Annotated in this window: 21 protein-coding genes; 16 read left to right on the top strand and 5 right to left on the bottom strand. The window is 45.8% G+C overall.

From position 1 onward, the window contains the following. The first annotated feature begins 58 nt into the window (after positions 1-58). The 13 genes from NYE38_RS17155 to NYE38_RS17095 all read left to right on the top strand — a co-directional run bounded on the left by NYE38_RS17155 (position 59) and on the right by NYE38_RS17095 (position 13662). On the top strand, positions 59-1828 hold the full coding sequence (locus tag NYE38_RS17155) for an ABC transporter ATP-binding protein (RefSeq protein WP_014418969.1): 1770 nt from the start codon (positions 59-61) through the stop codon (positions 1826-1828). 201 nt (positions 1829-2029) lie between these two features. Then, positions 2030-2707: a response regulator transcription factor gene (locus tag NYE38_RS17150; RefSeq protein ID WP_101669806.1), complete on the top strand. Its 678-nt coding sequence runs from the start codon at positions 2030-2032 to the stop codon at positions 2705-2707. After that, positions 2704-3789: a HAMP domain-containing sensor histidine kinase gene (locus NYE38_RS17145; protein ID WP_025649332.1), complete on the top strand. Its 1086-nt coding sequence runs from the start codon at positions 2704-2706 to the stop codon at positions 3787-3789. The genes NYE38_RS17150 and NYE38_RS17145 overlap by 4 nt, the downstream gene beginning before the upstream one ends. Before the next feature lie 92 nt (positions 3790-3881). After that, complete coding sequence (locus NYE38_RS17140; RefSeq protein ID WP_326116875.1) at positions 3882-5336, top strand: tetratricopeptide repeat protein; 1455 nt, start codon at positions 3882-3884, stop codon at positions 5334-5336. A gap of 162 nt (positions 5337-5498) precedes the next feature. Continuing rightward, positions 5499-6080 (top strand): hypothetical protein, encoded by a 582-nt coding sequence (locus NYE38_RS17135; protein WP_052827893.1) that lies wholly within the window; start codon positions 5499-5501, stop codon positions 6078-6080. 376 nt (positions 6081-6456) lie between these two features. Continuing rightward, positions 6457-7872, top strand: a complete 1416-nt coding sequence (locus NYE38_RS17130; protein ID WP_252052787.1) for a C40 family peptidase — start codon at positions 6457-6459, stop codon at positions 7870-7872. A 206-nt stretch (positions 7873-8078) separates the two neighbouring features. Beyond that, complete coding sequence (gene trxB, locus NYE38_RS17125) at positions 8079-9029, top strand: thioredoxin-disulfide reductase (RefSeq protein ID WP_104843571.1); 951 nt, start codon at positions 8079-8081, stop codon at positions 9027-9029. Between the two features lie 273 nt (positions 9030-9302). Further along, positions 9303-9770 (top strand): 8-oxo-dGTP diphosphatase, encoded by a 468-nt coding sequence (locus NYE38_RS17120; protein ID WP_003151491.1) that lies wholly within the window; start codon positions 9303-9305, stop codon positions 9768-9770. Positions 9771-9795: 25 nt separating this feature from the next. Next, positions 9796-10683, top strand: a complete 888-nt coding sequence (gene rapZ / locus NYE38_RS17115; protein WP_012118535.1) for an RNase adapter RapZ — start codon at positions 9796-9798, stop codon at positions 10681-10683. Continuing rightward, positions 10680-11633, top strand: a complete 954-nt coding sequence (locus NYE38_RS17110; RefSeq protein ID WP_007407422.1) for a YvcK family protein — start codon at positions 10680-10682, stop codon at positions 11631-11633. The genes rapZ and NYE38_RS17110 overlap by 4 nt, the downstream gene beginning before the upstream one ends. A 26-nt stretch (positions 11634-11659) precedes the next feature. Continuing rightward, positions 11660-12610 (top strand): DNA-binding protein WhiA, encoded by a 951-nt coding sequence (whiA, locus tag NYE38_RS17105; RefSeq protein WP_017418846.1) that lies wholly within the window; start codon positions 11660-11662, stop codon positions 12608-12610. A 23-nt stretch (positions 12611-12633) separates the two neighbouring features. After that, positions 12634-12891, top strand: a complete 258-nt coding sequence (locus NYE38_RS17100) for an HPr family phosphocarrier protein (RefSeq protein WP_003151495.1) — start codon at positions 12634-12636, stop codon at positions 12889-12891. A gap of 24 nt (positions 12892-12915) precedes the next feature. Continuing rightward, positions 12916-13662, top strand: a complete 747-nt coding sequence (locus NYE38_RS17095) for an arylamine N-acetyltransferase (RefSeq protein WP_017418847.1) — start codon at positions 12916-12918, stop codon at positions 13660-13662. A gap of 60 nt (positions 13663-13722) precedes the next feature. On the opposite strand, the gene NYE38_RS17090 is transcribed toward NYE38_RS17095, so the two are convergent. After that, positions 13723-14112, bottom strand: coding sequence for a ribonuclease (locus NYE38_RS17090; RefSeq protein WP_223204413.1), 390 nt, complete (start codon positions 14110-14112; stop codon positions 13723-13725). Between the two features lie 205 nt (positions 14113-14317). Further along, a complete protein-coding gene (locus NYE38_RS17085; protein WP_012118532.1) occupies positions 14318-15283 on the bottom strand; it encodes a D-glycerate dehydrogenase in 966 nt (321 codons plus the stop codon). Between the two features lie 388 nt (positions 15284-15671). Between NYE38_RS17085 and NYE38_RS17080 the strand changes: the two genes are divergently transcribed. Beyond that, positions 15672-16265, top strand: coding sequence for a carbonic anhydrase (locus NYE38_RS17080; RefSeq protein ID WP_087920781.1), 594 nt, complete (start codon positions 15672-15674; stop codon positions 16263-16265). 2 nt (positions 16266-16267) lie between these two features. Further along, the gene (locus tag NYE38_RS17075) at positions 16268-17857 is read left to right on the top strand and encodes a SulP family inorganic anion transporter (RefSeq protein WP_014305896.1); all 1590 of its coding nucleotides are present in this window, start codon (positions 16268-16270) and stop codon (positions 17855-17857) included. Positions 17858-17901: 44 nt separating this feature from the next. On the opposite strand, the gene NYE38_RS17070 is transcribed toward NYE38_RS17075, so the two are convergent. Beyond that, positions 17902-18222 (bottom strand): MazG-like family protein, encoded by a 321-nt coding sequence (locus NYE38_RS17070; protein WP_003151506.1) that lies wholly within the window; start codon positions 18220-18222, stop codon positions 17902-17904. A 115-nt stretch (positions 18223-18337) separates the two neighbouring features. Between NYE38_RS17070 and NYE38_RS17065 the strand changes: the two genes are divergently transcribed. Further along, positions 18338-18913 carry a TIGR00730 family Rossman fold protein gene (locus NYE38_RS17065; protein ID WP_017418850.1) on the top strand — a complete coding sequence of 192 codons (576 nt, stop codon included), beginning with the start codon at positions 18338-18340 and terminating at the stop codon, positions 18911-18913. Between the two features lie 208 nt (positions 18914-19121). Here the strand turns inward: NYE38_RS17065 and NYE38_RS17060 are convergent, their stop codons facing one another. Together NYE38_RS17060 and NYE38_RS17055 are read right to left on the bottom strand one after the other, a co-directional pair. Continuing rightward, positions 19122-20498: an MFS transporter gene (locus NYE38_RS17060; RefSeq protein WP_017418851.1), complete on the bottom strand. Its 1377-nt coding sequence runs from the start codon at positions 20496-20498 to the stop codon at positions 19122-19124. Positions 20499-20540: 42 nt separating this feature from the next. Then, on the bottom strand, positions 20541-21671 hold the full coding sequence (locus tag NYE38_RS17055) for a PrpF domain-containing protein (RefSeq protein WP_017418852.1): 1131 nt from the start codon (positions 21669-21671) through the stop codon (positions 20541-20543). Between the last annotated feature and the right edge of the window lie 23 nt (positions 21672-21694).

Raw genomic sequence — 21694 nt, 5'->3', positions numbered from 1 at the left:
TCATATTCCGTTCATGCACATCCGTTATAGTATAAACAGTGATATAGGAGGAAAACATATGCCGAATAAACAACCAAAACCTAAAGGGAAATTCAGCTCATTCTTTTCATTAGTCAAAAAAACAAAACCATCATACGGTATGCTGGCCTTCGCGCTGTCTCTCAGTATTGTGACAACGCTCGTCAGCCTGCTGATTCCGCTGTTGACAAAGCAGCTCGTTGACGGCTTTTCCATGTCGTCGCTGTCAGGCGTGCAAATCGGAATCATCGCAGCCGTGTTTATCGTACAGGCCGCATTAAGCGCCTACGCCACCTACGCCCTGAACTACAGCGGCCAGAAAATCATCTCGGGACTGCGTGATTTGTTGTGGCAGAAATTAATTAAACTGCCCGTCTCTTATTTTGACAAAAACGCCACAGGAGAAACGATCAGCCGTGTCACCAATGACACAATGGTGGTAAAAGAGCTGATCACAAACAATATCAGCGGATTTATTACCGGAATCATTTCCGTTATCGGGTCACTGACGATCTTATTTTTCATGAACTGGAAGCTCACATTGCTCGTGCTGATCGTCGTGCCGCTGGCTGCGGTGATTTTAGTGCCGATCGGCCGGAAAATGTTTAAAATTTCTCGGGAAACACAGGATGAAACGGCGAGATTCACCGGATTATTAAACCACATCCTCCCGGAAATCAGGCTTGTAAAAGCGTCAAACGCTGAAGAAGCGGAATACGGACGCGGAAAAGCAGGCATCATGGCGCTCTTTAAACTCGGGCTGCGTGAAGCGAAGGTGCAGTCGCTCGTAGGCCCGCTTATTACACTTGTATTAATGGCGGCGCTGGTCGCTGTCATCGGGTACGGCGGGATGCAGGTGTCATCCGGTGAATTGACAGCCGGCGCACTCGTTGCCTTTATCCTGTATTTGTTTCAGATCATTATGCCGATGGGCCAGATCACTTCGTTTTTCACACAGCTTCAAAAATCCGTCGGCGCAACGGAACGGATGATTCATATTCTTGCAGAAAAAGAAGAAGATATCCAAACCGGAAAAGCCATTGAAAACGCGGATCAGCCGATTAAGCTTGAACAAGTCTCATTCGGTTACAAAACAGATCAAACCATCTTAAAAGACATTACGGCTACGATTGAGGCCGGCAAAGTCACCGCGATCGTCGGACCGAGCGGCGGCGGAAAAACAACGTTATTTAAGCTGCTTGAACGATTCTACAATCCGACTGCGGGCAGCATCCTGCTCGGAAATGAACCGATTGATACGTATTCCCTTGAGTCATGGCGGGAGCATATCGGCTACGTGTCGCAAGAAAGCCCGTTAATGTCAGGCACCATCCGCGACAATATCTGCTACGGATTAAAACGCGAGGTGACTGATGAGGAACTGAGGCAAGCGGCTGACATGGCCTACGCCCTGCAATTTATTGAAGACTTACCGAAGAAATTTGAAACCGAGGTCGGTGAGCGGGGAATTATGCTGTCAGGCGGACAGCGCCAGCGCATCGCCATTGCCAGAGCGCTCCTTCGCAACCCGAGCATTCTGATGCTTGATGAAGCGACATCAAGTCTGGACAGCCAATCTGAAAAATGGGTGCAGCAGGCGCTGGAAGTCTTAATGGAAGGACGCACCACGATTGTGATCGCCCACCGTTTATCCACGGTTGTGGATGCAGATCAGCTTCTCTTTGTCGAACAGGGTGAAATCACAGGACGGGGCACACACCATGAATTAATGGCATCCCATTCGCTGTACCGCGATTTTGCGGAACAGCAGCTGAAGCTGAATGCCGACTTAGAAAACAAAGCTGTGTAAAGCAAGACTTTATGAATAAAAAGCAGCTGAAAAAGCTGCTTTTTATTTTGCAGCCGGAGTCCTGTTCATACGGGTGTACGGTCGGTAACGATGAAGAGCCAAGCCATAAGCGTGTATGCCGGTACAGGAGACAATGAAAAAATTCGGTTTATAGACATCATGTCGATTCATGAAAAGAAAAAAGCAGAAGGAGGGATTTTCATGGCTGTCATATTGGTTGCGGATGACGACCGCCATATCCGTGAGCTTGTCCGCCTTATGATGGAGCAGAGCGGTTTTGACGTCGCAGAAGCGGAAGACGGGGAAGCGGCGGTGCGGCTGATCGAATCAGCACCTATAGATCTCATCATACTGGATGTGATGATGCCGAAAATGGACGGGTTTGAAGTCAGTGAAGCCGTCCGCAGCTTTACGGACATTCCGATTTTGATGCTGACGGCAAAAGGCGAAACGCTGGACAAAGTGCAAGGTTTTACTTCCGGAGCGGATGATTATCTCGTCAAACCGTTTGAGCCGCTTGAGCTGGAAGCAAGGGTCAAAGCATTGCTGAAACGGTACCGGATCACCGCTGAAAAACTGCTGACCATCGGAACGGTCACATTAGATAAGCAATCCCGCACCGTAACGCGCGGCGGCGGAGCGGGATTGACACTGCCCCGGCGTGAATTTGAGCTTTTATTTAAGCTCGCCGGTTATCCGAATAAGACGTTTTCAAGAGAACAATTAATAGAAGATATTTGGGGCTTTGATTATGAAGGTGACGAGCGGACGGTTGATGTGCATGTTAAAAGGCTGAGGGAACGGTTTCCGGAAAAGGACTATCCGTTTGCCATCCATACGGTGCGGGGGCTCGGGTATCGGTTTGTGGTGACAGGATGAAACGGATCTTCAGAACGGCTGGAAAAATCATCATCCTTCTCACCGTCACCGCAATCTTATGGCTGGCGGCTCACCTGATCGTTCAGGGATTCGGTCTCATATGGCCGATTTTGCTTGTGCCGTACGCCGAGCAGATTGTGACGCTTTGGCTTGTTTTCGGCCTGCTGTTTGTAACGATGTTTATTTTTTCAAAGTCAGCACGTGAAAGACATCATGCGACCTGGGATTCGCTGACCGCCACGATCAAGCAAATGTCGAGCGGCAACTTCACAGCGGCCGCTTCCCGGAAAATGGAGAAGATTGAGCGGAACCACCCCGTGACGAAATTGGCTGATGAACTGTCGACACTCGCCGCGGAACTGAGTGAAATGGAAAAACTGAAACAAGAATTTATTTCGAACGTTTCCCATGAAATCCAAACCCCGCTCACTTCATTAAAGGGCTACGCGCATCTTCTGAAAAAAACGGATTTATCATATGAGGAGCGGGGGCGCTACTTACACATCATCGAAACAGAAACAGAACGATTATCAAAAATCAGTGAAAATCTGCTGAAGCTCACTGCGCTTGAACGCCAAACCGAACCGATACAAAAAAAACCGTTCCGCATTGACAAACAGCTGCGGCGCACCATATTGACCTGTGAGCCTGAATGGTCCGCCAAACAGATTGAATTTCTCATTGATTTACAGGAGTCGTATGTGTACGGAGATGAAGCGCTGCTCAGCCAAGTATGGATGAATCTGATTCACAATGCCGTAAAATTTACCGGTGAAGGCGGCCGCATTTCCGTTAAAATTGCAGATCTGCCGGGAGCGGCGGCTGTCGAAATCGCCGACGACGGAATCGGAATGGAGCCTGAACAGGCGGAGCGTGTATTTGAACGGTTTTATAAAGCGGACAAGGCGAGAAACGCAGGGGGAAGCGGGCTCGGTCTGTCCATCGCCCAAAAAATCGCAGAGCTGCACGGCGGTTCGATAGAGGTTGAGAGCAAGCGCGGCGAAGGAACCCTTTTCCGCGTCATTCTTCCAGCCGATCCTCGTGAAAAAAAACAGCTAAAATCTGGTCGAACCAGCCAGTAAAAAACGAAGCCGATCCTGTCTTTTGAACTATTGAGGCGAAACCGTTTTATGGTATACTACTGACGGTAATACGTATAAAACGGAGGATATTTGTGGGAAAACACACTTCTGAACAGAAAAAGCACGCGCAAATTGTCCAGCTGCTTCAGGATGGACAATATTTTTTTCATAAAGGCTTAAAAGCATATAAAGAGCGGAATTTAAAACGGGCCAGCAAACTGATTCAGCGGGCCGTCCACCTCGAGCCGAATGATTCCGAAATGCTGTCCCGGCTGGCCGTCATTTATTCTGAAATGGGCCACTACCAGCAGTCAAATGAGCTGTTCGACTTTATTTTGGTGAACCTGAAAGAAGAAATGCCCGAGTGTCATTACTTTAAAGCGAATAATTTCGCGCATTTGGGACTCTTTCAGGAAGCATACAAAGAAGCGGCGGCTTATTCAGATGCCGATCCGGACGGGGAATTCAGCGAAGAGATTGAAAATCTGATGGAGCTTTTGGATTTCGGCGAAGCGGGTGAAGACGAATCGCTCTATGACCAGGATGAGCTGCTGATCAGGCAGGACCGGGCAAAAACGCTTCTTGAGAGCGGCCAGCTTCATGAAGCGGTTGTCATGCTTGAAGAGATTACGGCCGATTATCCGGAGCTTTGGTCAGCATACAATAATCTGGCACTTGCCTATTTCTATTCGGGCAACATCGTAAAAGCGAAGCAAACCGCTTATCAAGTTCTCAGTCATAATGAAGGAAATCTTCACGCCTTATGCAACCTTCTCGTTTTCTACTATTATGAAAGAGAAGATGAAAAAGTGACGGAATTGAGCGATCAGCTTTCTAATGTCTATCCGATGCTATTGGAACAGCGCTATAAACTAGGTGCCACTTTGGCGCTTATCGGCCGCTATGAAATCGGATATAAATGGCTCAAATTATTATATAAAACCGGCTTTGAAGGTGACGACACATTCTTTTACTGGCTCTCATGCTCCGCTTATTTTATGGGGCATACTGAATTTGCCGAGACGGTCTGGAGAAAAGTCGAGTCGCAATACCCCGGAGAAGACCGCCCGGCCCCCTGGATTGAGCGGAGGGAAGCACTTCCCTCGTCTGTGGAACAGCGTCTCGCAGCCTATTATATCAGCAGCACAAAGGGAGAAACGGAGCATCTTGAAGCGGTGATACGCTCGAAGAGAATTACCGCTCCTTTCGAAAATCATTTTGTGAAGCTTCTTTTGCACGGGGATTCCGCGGCTGCTGACGTAACCAGAGATGCACTTTTTGCCTATCAAACCGTTAAGTTATTGGAGCAAGCTGAAAAAGAAGAGATGAAAACAGAAGTCATGAGCTGCTGGGTGTTTTATGTTATACAGCAAATCCGTGCAGCCGCTTCGTTGAAGAATGAGAGAGGCTGGGCAGCGGCTATCTGTTACATTTGGAAAGAAGCCCATGGTGTAAATTTATCAAAAAAAGATGTTTCAGCAGCATTTAAAATCTCAAGATCTACATTGAGTAACTACATCAGTAAACTAACTGATATCCTAGATTGAGAATTGAAAATAATTCTTTGTAATAAAATCTGGTATCTTGTACCAGATTTTATGCTTGTTATAATTCTTAAATTCTTCTTAAATTAATATTCCTTCAATTTTCCATTCTGAAAATTATGGTATAATAATACACGAATTAGAAAAAAAGGAGAGGATTTCATTTTGAAGAAAAAAGTATTAATTATAGGCTTGTTTTTTGTGTTCTTACTGAGTCTGGTAACTTTAAACACTCCTTCGGTATCTGCTAAACAATTCAAATATCCGAATGGTAAAAACGCTCAAATAGGGGATGTCCTAGTTACAAGTGATGCATTTGCAAATGGTTTTGTTGGGCATACAGGGATTGTAACGTCTAGTAATCAATATATGGAAATAGCTGGATATGGAAAGAATCCAACGATTAAAAATCTTGATAAATGGTTTAGTCGAAAAAATAAACCTACTAAAGTAGTGAGAATAAATAATAAGAATAAAGCTGAACTAGCAGGATATTGGGCAAGAATGTACCCTAGAAATGCAAAATATAAAATTACAAAAGACTTATATGATACACAAAATACTTACTGCTCCAAAATTGTGTATCAGGCCTATTCAATAGGTAGTGGAGTATTCTACGTCTATGACAAACCTAGAAAAGAGTACATAGTTCCATACAGTTTTCTACTAAAAATATTTTGGCCCTCAGAATATAACCCTAAATTAGTTTATAGTAAGGGCATGTCTAGTCATGGAGATATTAAATAAAAAATAAAAAACTTTTAAAAAGCTTGTCGGTTATACGATAAGCTTTTTTGTATGGAAATTTTCAGAGTTTTCTAAAGGTAATTATCTTTTTTAAAAAAATAACAAACAAAACATGGTGTGACATCTAATTGAAACATAAATGTAATAAAATTTATCGCTAAATTGTCGAAACTTGATGGTATAATGGTTCTCGTACATAAGGAATTAGAGTTTTTTACATATGATGTGAAATAAACGCTATACAACCAGATTAAGAGATGCACAGAATAATTAACCATAAACAACCCATTCCTCGTAGAGTATGAGGAACCGAAACTTGAGTTTAAAATACGATTCCAAATGAGAACAGGTTAATAGTAAAAGGGAGGATATAAAATTGAGAAAGAGTTTATTAACACTTGGTTTGGCTTCCGTCATCGGGACAAGCAGTTTTTTGATCCCATTTACAAGTAAAACTGCATCGGCGGAAACATTAAACGAAAAAAAACAAAAAATTGAAAGCAAGCAATCTGAGGTTGCTTCCAACATTGAAGCGAAGGAAAAAGAATTAAATAAGCTTCAGGAAAATCAATCAAAGATTGAAAAAGAACTACAAGACATTAACGATAAGGCACTTGATACAAGCAACAAGATTGAAGATAAAAAAGAAGAAAACGATAAAACAAAAGAAGAAATCAAAAAACTGAAAAAAGAGATTAAAGAGACAGAAGAAAAGATTAAAAAACGTGATAAAATATTAAAAAAACGTGTGCGTGCTTTGCAACAAAGCGGTGGATCTCAGGGCTACGTAGATGTCCTTTTAGGGGCAACCAGTTTTGGTAATTTGATTACACGTGCAACTGCGGTTTCCACTATTGTGGATGCAGACAAAGAGTTAGTAAAACAGCAGGAGAAGGATAAAGCGAAACTCGAAGACGCAGAGGCTGAACTTAACGTGAAGCTGAAAAAAGTTCAAGATGATCTTGCGAAACTCGAGTCTATGCAAAAAGACCTGAACAAACAGCTTGATCAGAAAGACAAGCTTTTCGACGAAGCGAAAAACGGTCAGAAAAAAGCGGCTTCCGCTATCTCTGATCTGAAAAAAGAAGCGTCACAGCTTGCAAACCAAAAAGCTGACACTGAAAAAGAACAGAAGCGCATTAAAGCTGAGCAGGCTGCAGCGGCTGCCCTGATCAAAAAACAGGAAGAAGCGCAAAAAGCTTCTGAAGACCAAAACCAAAAAGATGACAGCCAGCCGGCACCGGCGGTTAAAACTGTGAAAAAAGCGGCTGTTTCAACATCATCTGATTCATCTGACAGCTCAAGCAAACCGAAGAGCACTTCAGGCGGATCATCTCATAACAGCGGCGGTTCAGATGATTCTGACGGCGGATCTGTTATTTCAAATTCAGGCGGTATTGAAGGCGCGATCAGCGTAGGATCAAGCCTAGTGGGTCAATCTCCGTACAAATTCGGCGGCGGACGCACTCAATCCGATATTAACAACCGTATTTTTGACTGCTCTTCATTCGTACGTTGGGCTTATGCTAACGCAGGCGTTAACCTCGGACCTGTCAGCGGAACAAGCACAGATACGCTAATTAACAGAGGAAAAGCTGTCAGTGCGTCTGACATGAAACGCGGAGACTTAGTTTTCTTCAACACGTATAAAACAAACGGCCATGTCGGCATCTACTTAGGCAACGGAACGTTCCTGAACGATAATACATCACACGGTGTATCCATTGATTCTATGAGCAACCCTTATTGGAAAAAATATTTCAACGGTAATGTAAGACGTGTCGTGCAATAATGAATAAGACAAGGGCCTTCTATCCCGGAAGGCTCTTTCTTTATTTGTATACCCGCTCAGGAGCTCCCTAATCACGGTTTCTCAGAAAAATGAGCAAAAAAATAGCGAATTGCCCTCAGATTTAATAGGATATGGGTAAGGAATACGATTGATGGGGATTCTTAGTCATATAGGGTGCGCCCCATTTCGAAAAGGAGTGAATCATGGTGTCAGAAGAAAAAATTTATGATGTGATCATTATCGGCGCGGGTCCGGCGGGGATGACCGCTGCTGTTTACACATCACGAGCGAACTTATCCACATTAATGATCGAAAGAGGAATTCCGGGCGGCCAGATGGCCAACACGGAGGATGTTGAAAACTATCCGGGTTTTGAAAGCATTCTCGGCCCTGAACTTTCTAATAAAATGTTTGAACATGCGCAAAAATTCGGTGCGGAATATGCGTACGGCGATATTAAAGAAATCGTTGACGGCAAAGAATATAAAACGGTCAAAGCCGGTTCAAAAGAATATAAAGCGCGCGCCATCGTCATTTCTGCCGGAGCGGAATACAAAAAGATCGGCGTTCCCGGCGAAAAAGAACTGGGCGGCCGCGGCGTATCGTACTGCGCGGTTTGTGACGGCGCGTTCTTTAAGAATAAAGAGCTTGTCGTTGTCGGCGGCGGAGACTCCGCCGTTGAAGAAGGCGTCTATCTGACACGCTTCGCTTCAAAAGTCACCATCGTTCACAGACGTGACAAATTGCGGGCGCAAAGCATTCTTCAGGCGCGTGCTTTTGACAATGAGAAAATTGACTTCAAATGGAACAAAACCGTAAAAGAAATCCATGAGGAAAACGGAAAAGTCGGCAGACTTACTCTTGTGGATACCGTGACGGGAGAAGAAGAAGAATTCAAAGCTGACGGCGTCTTTATTTATATCGGTATGCTTCCGCTTTCTAAACCGTTCGAAAACTTGGGCATCACAAATGAAGAAGGCTACATTGAAACAAATGCTCAAATGGAGACAAAAGTTCCGGGCATTTTCGCCGCGGGAGACATCCGTGAAAAAACGCTCCGCCAGATCGTAACGGCGACAGGCGACGGAAGTATTGCGGCTCAAAGCGTTCAGCATTATGTGGAAGAGCTTGAGGAAACGCTCAAAACCGTTAAATAATCACTGTAATGTTCAGTTTTTGAATCGTTACTGTGTTTTAATTACGCTGTAACACGGGTGAAATACTGATGTTTTAAGATGAATGTAGTAATTGACCCCCTTTTTAATGAATACACTTTGGCACGGATTCCAGTATCCGTGCCCTTTTTTTGCGATTTTCTGTTTTCTGTCAAATAAAAGAAAAGGATGTCGGTGTCTCTGCATTGTGAGAGACATGCCGAAACGGTATAATGAAGAGACGATGATTTGTTGAGAAGGTTAGGTGACGTACTTGTGCAAAGAGTGACAAATTGTGTGCTGCAGACAGATGATCAGGTTCTCCTTCTCCAAAAGCCGAGACGGGGCTGGTGGGTCGCGCCCGGCGGGAAGATGGAAAGCGGCGAATCCGTCAGAGATTCCGTCATCAGAGAGTACAGAGAAGAGACGGGCATTTATATACTAAATCCGCAGTTAAAAGGCGTGTTTACCTTTATTATTAAGGAACAGGAACAAATCGTGTCAGAGTGGATGATGTTTACTTTCGTCGCCGATTCCTACACGGGGCGGAATGTCGCTGAATCAGAGGAAGGCGTTCTGAAGTGGCATGACGTAAAAGATATCCACAGCCTTCCGATGGCCCCCGGAGACGGGCATATCCTTGATTTTATGATCAAAGGCCAAGGGCTTTTGCACGGCACCTTTACGTATACGCCGGACTTCGAGCTGCTCAGTTATCGTTTAGATCCGCAGCTTATCAAATAAAAGAAAGACCGCAGGGGGGAGAAAGATGAGTATGAATGAAAACCATGATATTCAGCTCGTCATCATTACGGGAATGTCTGGAGCGGGGAAAACCGTCGCCATTCAAAGCTTTGAGGATCTCGGCTATTTTTGCGTCGACAATCTGCCGCCTTCCTTGCTGCCGAAATTTTTGGAGCTGATGAAAGAATCAAGTTCAAAAATGAGCAAGGTCGCGCTTGTCATGGATCTGCGGGGACGCGAATTTTTTGACAGGCTGATTGAGGCGCTGGATGAAATGGCGGAAAATCCGTGGATTACACCGCGCATTCTCTTTTTAGACGCTAAGGATTCCATTCTTGTGACGAGATACAAAGAAACGAGGCGTTCTCACCCGCTGGCCGCTACCGGGCTTCCTCTTGAAGGAATCGCGCTGGAACGCCAGCTGCTTGAAGAATTGAAAGGGCGCTCTCAGCTGATCTATGACACATCGGATATGAAACCGCGTGATCTGCGTGAAAAAATCGTGGCGCATTTCGCCACGAATCAAGGTGAAACATTTACAGTGAACGTAATGTCATTCGGGTTCAAATACGGGCTTCCGATAGATGCCGACCTCGTGTTTGATGTAAGGTTTCTGCCGAATCCGTTCTACATTGAAAGCATGAGGCCGCTTACGGGGAAAGATGAGGAAGTGTCGTCCTATGTGATGAAGTGGAACGAAACACAAAAGTTTATTGAAAAGCTTGTTGATCTGCTCGGCTTTATGCTTCCGTCTTATAAGCGGGAAGGTAAAAGCCAGCTTGTCATCGCGATCGGCTGTACGGGCGGCCAGCACCGCTCCGTCACGCTCGCTGAGTATTTGGCTGACTATTTTAAAAAAGATTTCTATACTCATGTCACTCACCGGGACATTGAAAAGAGAAGCCGGAAATGAATAAGAAGCCGAAAATCGCAATCTTCGGCGGCGGAACGGGTCTGTCCGTGCTGCTTCGGGGGTTAAAGCATAAGCCCGTTGATATTACGGCGATTGTGACAGTTGCTGATGACGGCGGAAGTTCAGGCCGTCTGCGGGATGAACTTCAAATTCCGCCGCCGGGTGACATTCGTAACGTACTGGCCGCTTTGTCAGATGTTGAGCCGCTCGTTGAAAATCTGTTTCAGCACCGTTTCAACAAAGGAAGCGACTTAACCGGACATTCGCTCGGCAATTTGATTTTGGCAGCGATGACAAATATAACCGGTGATTTCTTTCACGCTGTCACCGAAATGAGCAAGGTGCTGAATGTCCGCGGCAGAGTGCTGCCGGCTGCCAACACCAGTGTCGTTCTTCACGCTGAAATGGAGGACGGGCAGGTCGTCTCCGGAGAATCGACAATCCCTTCTTACGGCCAGCGGATTAAACGGGTGTTTCTTACGCCTGAAAAAATTGATCCGCTCCCGGAAACGATTGACGTCATCCGTCAGGCCGATTTAATCATTATCGGTCCGGGAAGCCTGTACACAAGCATTCTTCCGAATCTGCTCGTGCCGAAAATCGGAGAAGAAGTCGTCAAGGCCGCGGCCAAAAAAGTATATATATGCAACGTCATGACACAGCCCGGCGAGACGCTGCAATACAGCGCGGCCGACCATGTCAAGGCGCTGAACGATCATATGGAGCAGCCGTTTATCGACACGATCTTAATCAACAATGAGGAGATCCCTGACGAAATCAAAAGCAAATATGCGAAAGAGCTGGCCCGGCCCGTCGACTTCAATGTTGAAAAGCTGAAATCCATGGGGCTTGAGGTCATCAGGGATCAGATTATCACGTATAAAAATGGCGTAATCCGTCACGATACACATAAAGTGGCTTCTCTTCTTGTCGATTTATTAAGGGACTAGAGGCCTTTTGAAATGAGGTGGCTAATATGTCATTTGCATCGGAAACAAAAAAAGAACTGACGAATCTGGAAGTGAAGGACTGCTGCGCCAAGGCGGAGCTGTCCGCGCTGATTCGGATGAACGGTTCCCTGTCATTTTCAAACCGCCATCTCGTGCTTGACGTTCAAACCGAAAATGCGGCGATTGCCCGCCGCATTTATACATTGCTGAAGAAACAATATGATGTATCGGTCGAACTGTTAGTCAGAAAAAAAATGCGGCTGAAAAAAAACAATGTTTATATTGTGCGCTTTTCTGAAAATGCAAAGCTGATTTTAGAGGAATTGAAAATCCTCGGGGAGAACTTTATATTTGAACGGAATATTTCTGAGGAACTGGTGGCGAAACGGTGCTGCAAACGTTCTTATATGAGAGGGGCGTTTTTGGCGGGGGGATCTGTGAATAATCCCGAAACCTCGTCGTACCACTTGGAAATCTTCTCGCTTTATAAGGAACATAACGATTCATTATGCGCGCTGCTGAATGAATTTCATCTGAACAGCAAAACGCTTGAACGGAAAAAAGGCTATATTACGTATTTAAAAGAGGCGGAAAAAATCACTGAATTTCTGAATGTCATCGGCGCTCACAATTCACTGCTGCGCTTTGAAGATGTGCGGATTGTCAGAGATATGAGAAACTCAGTGAACCGCCTCGTCAATTGTGAAACAGCAAACTTAAACAAAACCATCGGGGCTTCTCTCAGACAGGTGGAAAATATTAAATACATTGATGAACGGATCGGTCTTGAAGCGCTGCCGGAAAAGCTTCGCGAAATTGCGCAGCTGCGGATTGATTATCAGGAGGTCACGCTGAAAGAACTGGGGGAAATGGTTGCAAGCGGGAAAATCAGCAAATCCGGCATCAATCACAGGCTGAGAAAGCTCGATGAAATCGCAGAACAGCTGCGTACAGGACAAAGCATCACTTTGAAATAACCGTACAGAAAAGGGGAGATCTTATGGTTCAGGGGAAAGTGGAAGTGCGTTTAAAGACGGGATTGCAGGCGCGCCCCGCTGCATTGTTTGTACAGGAGGCAAATCGTTTTGCATCAGATGTGTTTCTTGAGAAAAACGGCAAGAAAGTGAATGCCAAAAGCATTATGGGATTAATGAGTCTGGCGGTCAGTACGGGGACGGAAGTCACTCTGATCGCTGAAGGCGACGATGAAAAGGAAGCGCTGGAAAAGTTGTCCGCTTATGTGCAGGAAGAAGTGTAAACACTTTGTAAGGGGGACGGAACGATGAATGAGTTTCTGAAAGATTGTTATCAAACGATAGGCTGGGAAAAGGATTCCCTCGATTTCAGCAACCTGCCGGAGTTTTTAAAGGCGCTCGCGTATCGGTTTCCGTTTGAAAATCGCGCGGTTTTGTCCAAAAAAGAATATGACGTCACGAAAGAAGGACTGTGGCGGCACATGGTGAAGGAACCTCATGGCGGCCTTTGCTATGACTTGAACGGACTGCTTTATTTCATCCTGAAAGATGCCGGATTGGATGTCAAATTGATCCGCGGAACGGTCTGGAAAAACGGCTGGGCGCTGCCCGGCACACATGCGGCCGTACTTCTTTCCGCCGGAGGGAATGAGTACATCGCTGATGCAGGCTTCGGCCTCAATCTCGCCATGCAGCCTGTGCCGATGTCGGGAGACGAGACGGTATCAGCGGCCGGAGCGTTCCGCGTGAGGATAGAAGAGACGGAATTCGGGGCATACGTGCTTGAAATGAACAAAGGGGACGGCTGGCAGACAGGTTACGCATTTTCGCTTGAAGAAATCGATGAAAAGGACCTCAAGTCTATGAAACAAACAATCTTTGAACATGAACGCTCTCCTTTCAACAAACGCCTGCTTGCTTCAAAGCGGACACCGGAAGGGCACATGGTTCTGTCTGAACGCAATATAACAATAAAAAAACACGATGGCACGGCGGAAAACAGCAGAATAGACCGGTCAGAGTTTGAAGAAAAATTTACTGCTCATTTTATATGAAGCTCGCAGGTTCTCTGCAAAAAAAACGGCCTCCGCAGGGAAGCCGTTTTTTGTATGTGTTTATCTCATTTTTGTAAAGGTTTTATAATGATCTGTCGTCTTATAAATCAGCCAGTCGCTTGAGTAAAGAATCCGGTCTGAATTTCTGAAGCCTGATGTATAGTTAATATCCGCTTCACGCCACGTCCGTCCGCTTTTGGCAGGGAGTTTGCCTTCCCTGTTTGAGAAGATGTCCCCGCCGATGCTTTTCCCCGGGGCGACGTCCGCCAGATTCCCCTTTGATGCCACCCAGCCGAGGGCCTGTGCTTCTGACTTTGTAATGTAATTATCAGGAAGCTTATGATAGGTCTGAAGATAATCCGCAACCCCGTCAAACGTGTTGATAACCTGTGCTTCAGTGTGCGCCTTGTGAGAAGATGTATCCGTCTTGGCAGCCGTGGAAAACAGCATCCCCGCCGCGGAGAACAGCACCAGCAAACAAACGGAAATCCACGATAATCGTTTTTTCAAAGCAATACCTCCCATTTTTATCATGTGAAGCTGATTCCTTTTCATTGTATCAGCATCGAGAGAAAGGAATAGAAAGAATTTAAAAATAGTACTTTTGATCTAGCAAAAAAATAAACCCCGGCTGAAACGGCCGGGATTTTTCATCTCATTGAAATTCCTTCGTGAGGTTTTTCGGCGTTTTTCCGTATACGGCGTCAATCATGTTTTGTGCGGCTTGCTTGAACATATTCAAGCGGATTTTTGCCGTTGCTGACCCGATATGCGGAAGCAATGTGACGTTTTCCAGCTGCAGGAGCGGATTGTCTTCGGCGATCGGCTCTTTTTCAAACACATCTAAACCGGCGCCTTTTATCCAGCCCTCCTGCAATGCGCGGATGAGCGCTTTCTCATCAACCGTCTTTCCCCGGGAAATATTGACGAAACATGCCGTATCTTTCATCAATTTAAATTCCCGCTCTCCCATCATATGATACGTTTCGTCAGTAAGCGGCGTAATTAACAGCACAAAGTCTGATGTTTTCAGCAGTGTATCTAAGTCGGCATATGTAACCCCGAGTTCCTTCTCAGCGTCCGGTTTTCTGCTGCGGTTATAATACAGCACGTCCATATCGAAGCCGAATTTTGCCCGTTTGGCAGCTTGTTCACCGATTCTGCCCATGCCGATAATTCCTAATGTCTGATGGTGGACATCCATACCGAAAAGAGATTCTTCCTCAACGGTTCCCCATTTGCCGGCGCGGACGAATCGATCCAATTCGGCAACCCGTCTGGCGGAAGACAGAATTAATGAAAAAGCCAGATCAGCGACAGTGTCATCTAACGTGTACGGTGTATGCGTGCCGACAACCCCGCGTCTTTTCATTTCTTCAATATTAAAATTATCATAGCCGACAGAATTATTGCTGACGACCTTCAGCTTCGGCGCGTGATCCAGTAAATCACTGTCAATCGCCGTTCCGGATGTCAGCAGCCCTTCAGCATCTTTCATTTTTTCGTACAGTTCCTCTTTTGGAATGGTATCTTCTTTCCAGATGTCATAGCGGCAATGCTCGCCTATCATTTGTTCGACTTCCGGCGGTATCGGTTTCGCGATGAATACATAGGGTTTCAACGGGCTTCTCCTCCTTTGTCTTTCTTCTCTATTTTATTATATAAGAGAAGCGGTAACGTGAGAAATATTCAAACGCATTACGATAAATTTCTGGTTCTTTTGAACTTAAAATGAATGAAAAAGAAATGTACATGCTTGATTTCTCCAAACAATAACAGAATCCGCCTATATTTCTGAAGGCAAAATGAGCGGAACCGCTGTTTTCAAAAGCTTTATAGGTTGGTGTAAAGATAAATTTTATTATTTTTGAAAGATATAAATGAACATAATCTGAATTTACAGTCAAATTATCGTGTCTTTTGTTGAAAGCGCTTTTGAGGCCTTTTTCTGTGCTATAATTCCTTACTGTAAGCTGGGTAAGAAGGCTTGCAATACAATCGGATGGGAGATGAATAGAAAAATGGTTTCTTTATCAAGCATTTTGGAGCACAACCAGCAGTTTGTCCAAGAAAGGAAATATGAACCTTACCAAACGACAAAATTCCCGAAAAAAAAGCTTGTCATCGTATCCTGTATGGATACAAGGCTGACGGAGCTTCTGCCGCAGGCGATGGGACTCAGAAACGGCGATGCCAAAATCATAAAAAACGCGGGAGCCATTGTTTCTCACCCATTTGGAAGTGTCATGCGGAGCATTTTGGTTGCCGTTTATGAACTGCAGGCAGAGGAAGTCTGCATCATAGGTCACCGCGAGTGCGGAATGTCGGGATTAAATGCGGCTTCCATATTAAATAAAGCGAAAGAGCGCGGCGTGGAGGACAAATGTCTCAGCCTTCTGCAGCATGCGGGAGTCGATTTGGAAACATGGCTGACCGGTTTTCACAGCGTCGAAGAAAGCGTGGCCCACAGCGTGAATATGGTCAGGCATCATCCGCTCTTGCCTGAAGAGGTGCCGGTGCACGGGCTGGTGATCGATCCGGGGACGGGGACGCTGGATGTAGTCGTTGACGGTTATGAAACAGTCAAAGGAGGATGCAGCTGACGATGCAATTTACCGGCAGATATCAGGGATACAATTTGCAGAAATTTCAGAAAGACCTAATCGCGGGAATTGTGGTCGGAATTGTAGCGATTCCACTGGGAATGGCCTTTGCTATCGCCTCGGGGGTCGGTCCGGAATACGGGCTTTACACCGTTATTGTGGCCGGAATTCTGATTTCGCTGTTGGGCGGCTCTAAATATCAGATCGGCGGGCCTACGGGGGCGTTTGTTCCCATTTTATTTGCCATTGTGATGCAGTATGGTTTTGAGAATTTACTTGTAGCCGGTTTTATGGCAGGCGTCATGCTCGTCCTGTTTGGCGTATTTAAGCTCGGAAAGATTATGAAATTCGTGCCGAAGCCGGTGATCGTCGGATTTACGGCCGGGATCGCAGTGCTGATTTTCTCGGAGCAGATTGCCCATTTTCTCGGTCTGCGCGATATCCAAAAGCATGAAAGCTTTATCCTCAACATTGCGGAAATAGGCAAGAAGATCGGAACCTTTAATTTGTACAGTATCCTCATCGCGGGAATTGCTTTGGCCATTTTGCTGTTATCAGCCAGGCTGATGCCGAAGATTCCCGGCGCGCTTGTGGCCCTGCTTGTCTCTACAGCCGCGGCGGTCGTGTTTTTTCCTGACAAAATGGCGACAATCGGTTCTGCTTACGGGGAAATTCCGCGGCAGCTTCCGGCTTTCCAGCTTCCGGATTTCTCAATTGATAACATGGTGATGATGTTTCCGTCGGCTCTGATCATTGCGCTTCTCGGCGGACTTGAATCCATATTATCGGCGATGGTCGCGGACAATATGAAAGGATCACGGCATGACAGCAATAGGGAGCTTGTCGGGCAGGGCATCGCCAATATGGCAGCGCCGCTTTTCGGCGGCATACCGGCAACGGGAGCGATTGCGCGGACCGCAACAAATATTAAAAACGGCGCAGTTTCTCCGATTTCCGGTGTTGTCCACGGAGTCACCGTCCTCCTCGTCCTGCTCGTCTTCGCCCCGCTTGCCGTTCACGTACCGCTGGCAAGCATGGCGCCGGTATTGATGGTTGTGGCTTGGAACATGAGTGAGCGGAGGGAAGTCGCCAATATGATGCGGCTGAAAAACACTGATTCATTCGTACTGGCGGCAACCTTTTTGCTGACGGTTCTGTTTGATTTAATCATCGGCGTTTCTGCCGGTCTCGTGCTCGCTTTTGTTTTCTTTATCAGAAAGATGAGCGAATCAACAAGCATTAAAACACCGCATGCCGCTGTCAAATCGGTTAAAAATGATTCATCCGTCAGCACATATTCCATTGAAGGGCCGCTGTTTTTCGGTTCAATTGATTCACTGGAATCATCGCTGCTGGAGAGGCTTCAGGAAAAGCCGAAGACGCTTATTCTGCTGATGAATAATGTGCATTACATGGATACCTCCGCAGAAGCGGTGCTGGGGAATGTGATGAACCGGATCAAACGGCATAACGGGAGATTGATGATCGTCGGATTGCAATCACAGCCGAGAGAGCTGATCCGGAAGACGGGGCTGTTTCATAAAATCGGGAAACAGCATTTCTTTGAGCATCAGGACGAGATAACGGGATAAATTCAGATACGGCCTGTCCATGAAAAAGCGGACAGGCCGTGTTTTTATTCGGTTTCAAAGCGCTTGATCAGTTTTTCCTGATGGGCTTTCATCGCATCTTCTAACGTGATTCCGTACTTATCGGCAAGGATGGCCAGATTTCCGAGGACGTCACCCATTTCTTCAATCAGCTCCTGTCTGCGTTCAGCCTGGGTTGCGTCCTTTTCATCCGGCCGGTCTCTGCCGATTTCATATGCTCTTACCGCCCGGGCGAGCTCACCCGCCTCTTCCATTAAAAAGCCGATTCTGATAAATGGCCCGTACGCCGTCCATCCTCGTTTTTCGTAAAAATCTTTCGTCCATTGTTCTGCTTCAGCCATCTGCATGTGAAACACTCCTTATGTCCTGTATGATTCTTATTGATATTATCATATAGAGATGGGACAATATATAGTGTATTTTGATTTATTGATGTACATATATAGATGCGGAGATGAAAAAATGAAAACCATTTGTGTATTTGCGGGGTCAAACCCGGGGGTAAATGAAGAGTACAAACGCAAAGCGGCCGAACTGGGTGAATATATGGCGGAGCAGGGAATCGGCCTTGTTTACGGCGGTTCACGGGTCGGTCTGATGGGAACCGTTGCTGATGCGTTAATGGCAGGCGGCGGAAAAGCTGTCGGCGTCATGCCGAGCGGGCTTTTCAGCGGAGAGATTGTTCATCAGAATCTGACGGAGCTGATTGAAGTCAGCGGCATGCATGAGCGGAAAGCGAAAATGAGTGAACTTGCCGACGGGTACATTGCCATGCCCGGCGGTTTCGGAACATATGAAGAGTTATTTGAAGTGCTGTGCTGGGCGCAAATCGGCATTCATCAAAAACCGATCGGACTGTACAATGTGAACGGGTATTTTGAGCCGATGATGAAGATGGTCAAGTACAGCATCCAGGAAGGATTTTCGAATGAGTCTCATTTAAAGCTGATACACAGTTCCTCCCGGCCGGATGAGCTGATTGAGCAGATGAATCGGTATACATACCCGATTTTAGATAAGAAATGGCAGGAATTGTAAGATGGCGGTCGGAAATATGTTTCGGCGGCTGCATCTAATTTATTCTGACGGAAAGTTCTTTTCTCTTTCTCGTGCGTACCACGCCTTTCTTCGTAATAAGAGATATGGCTGAGAATAAGATGCGAATGAGAATGCTGTTGGGGGTGAAAGAAGAACATCCATTTCCTCAGAGGAGATGGATGTTTTGCGGTTTGCAGACTGTATGCGTTTACAACTTTTGTTGTACGAATGTTTCTTCCGATATGAAATCATCCTGCTGCATCTTTTGTTTTTTTGAACCGATTCCAAATATACCGACTGTCAGTGCACAAAGAAACCAGCAGCCTGTAAAGAACAAGAAAACACTTAAAAATCCGTAGCCTGAATACAGGAAACTGACGACAAAGGGACCGGCTACATTTGCAAGGCGTCCTACGCCGTAAGTGAGGCCATTTCCAGATGCCCTGGCTTCAACCGGATATAATTCCGGCGTATAAGCATATGCGATCGAACTGAAAGTACGCTCAAACATATGCATGAGAAATCCGCATACGATAATGACCATCGGCAAAGGATTGATGCCGTAAAAGAATCCAAGCGCCATAATAATTAACGATAAAACAGAAATGGCCCACTTTCGATCCACACGGTCAGAGATTTGCGACGCAATGAGAGCGCCCAGCGGGGCACCGATCGTTCCCAGAGTGACGTATACGATAGACTCATCCATTGATACGCCTTCTTTCACCAGAAGGGTGGGAACCCACGTGCCAAAGCCTTGAATGGCAATCGTGGAAGCTGCCCACATTGTCATTAAAACAAAAGTTCTTCCTGCCAAAGGCTTTTGAAACAGCGTCCGATATGGAACGGATTTTACAGCGGTTTGTCTGCTTTGCAGAGCCGGAGCTGGTTCAGGCAGTTCACCCTTTTCTTTTTCTGCTTTTGCCTCCAGTTCAAGCAGAATGCGGTGTGCTTGTTCGCTTTTTCCTTTCGTGTCCAGCCATTTCGGTGATTCTTCCAGTTTTCTGGCGATCAGCGGAAAAAAAATACCGACCGCGCCGAATAGAAAGATAAACCGCCAGCCGTAAGAGGCGGACGGCACGACCAATTTAGCCACCCAGCCGGCCGCAGGAATTCCGCATATGCCGATTGTAATACAGATTGCCTGGTATTTTCCCTTAGTTGCGGATGGGAAAAATTCGCTGATATACGTACTTGCCACAATCGTTGTGGCGCCGATACCTAAACTCGTAAGAAATCTAAAAACACCGAGTATTTCTGGGTTCCAAGCCAGAGAAGAGAGGAGGGAGAAGGAAGAGAAAAAGGTGACAACCAATATTAAACCTTTTTTCCTTCCGAAACGGTCTGAAAACCATCCTCCGGCAGAGGCGCCGATAAACATCCCGAAATAGGAGACAGACGTAATAAAAGCGATGGTATGAGTGGATATGTTCCATTCCTTTAAAAGTGAAGGCGCCGCATATGAAAACGTATTTAAATCGATAAAATCAAAAAAGTAAGCGAATGAAAGGATAACGAGCACTGCTTGATGGGTCCTTGAAAAAGGCAGTCTGTTTAATCGATTAGACGCATTTACATTGATCATCTCGTATTCCTCCGTTTATCTTTGACTTGTCTGAAGACGGTATTAACCAATGTGATTCAGCGTATTCATGTTGTAACTTTGTTTAGTAAACACATAGCCTTCAGAGATTTTTCTTGCTGTGCGTACTACTTTAATCGTTGTTCCATCCGGATCAACATCTGCCTCGGTTTTTAAAATACCGCTTGGATGCCCCAATCGAATCGTTCTGCCGGAGAATGAAAATTCAGATAATATTGTATCTTGCAATAGCATGCCGGCAGTCGTACATACCGCCCCTGTAATGGCTAAAGCTTGATGCGGTTTTTGCATGGACATCATACGAATGACAAGATCCATCTCTTCTGCGTGTCTCTTTATCCCTTTTGTATCGATATAATCCGCTGGAGATGAGATTAATGTCAGTTTTGGTACGGCCGGTGATTTTGCAGCAGCCTCATGTCTCGGAGCGAATCTGCATTTCTCGGCTGCAATTGATCGGATTATTTCGAGCTTTTCCAATATATCCGGGGTGTATTCGTCCGGAAGTTCTATGCCGGTAAGCCCCGTGTCCTCTGCTTTTACAAAGACAAGCGGATTGGCGTAATCAATAATCGATACCGAGATATTTCCATACGGTGTATCGAGAACATCAATAGGCTGACCGGTGGGAAACAGCTTACCGGTCACCGCTCCTTCAGCCTGGTGAAATGAAAGATAAATAGGAGAAGCTGTACCTGGAACCCCCGGAATAGAGCAGTCCCCCTGGTAATGAAATGTTCCATTTCTGACTTCGACTTCTGCTACGATCACTTTTTGAGTGTTTGTATTTAAAATTCTGACTTTTGTAACAGGCTCTTCAGCTTGAACGAGCCCTTTCTCAATAGCATAAGGGCCTACCGCAGAAGAGATATTTCCGCAATTGCCTTTGAAGTCGGTAAAATTGTCAGTCAAACTGACCTGAGCAAACGTATACTCAACATCAGCATCCTTTCTGGCGGATTTCTTAATAATGGCTGCCTTGCTTGTGAGAGAATGGCCGCCGCCGAGACCGTCAATTTGTCTCTCGTCAGGGCTCCCCATAATGTCTAAAAGAAAATCGCTCCATAGGTTTGTATCGTCTGGCATGTCTTTTTGATGAATAAAAACGCCTTTGCTGGTGCCGCCTCTCATAACGGTTACAGGAACTTTTTCCATGCTGTCTCATCCTTACATCATTT

It is taken from the genome of Bacillus sp. EU63 (genome assembly GCF_038592915.1).
GTDB lineage: Bacteria > Bacillota > Bacilli > Bacillales > Bacillaceae > Bacillus > Bacillus velezensis.
This window is presented reverse-complemented; position numbering and strand designations above follow the sequence as displayed.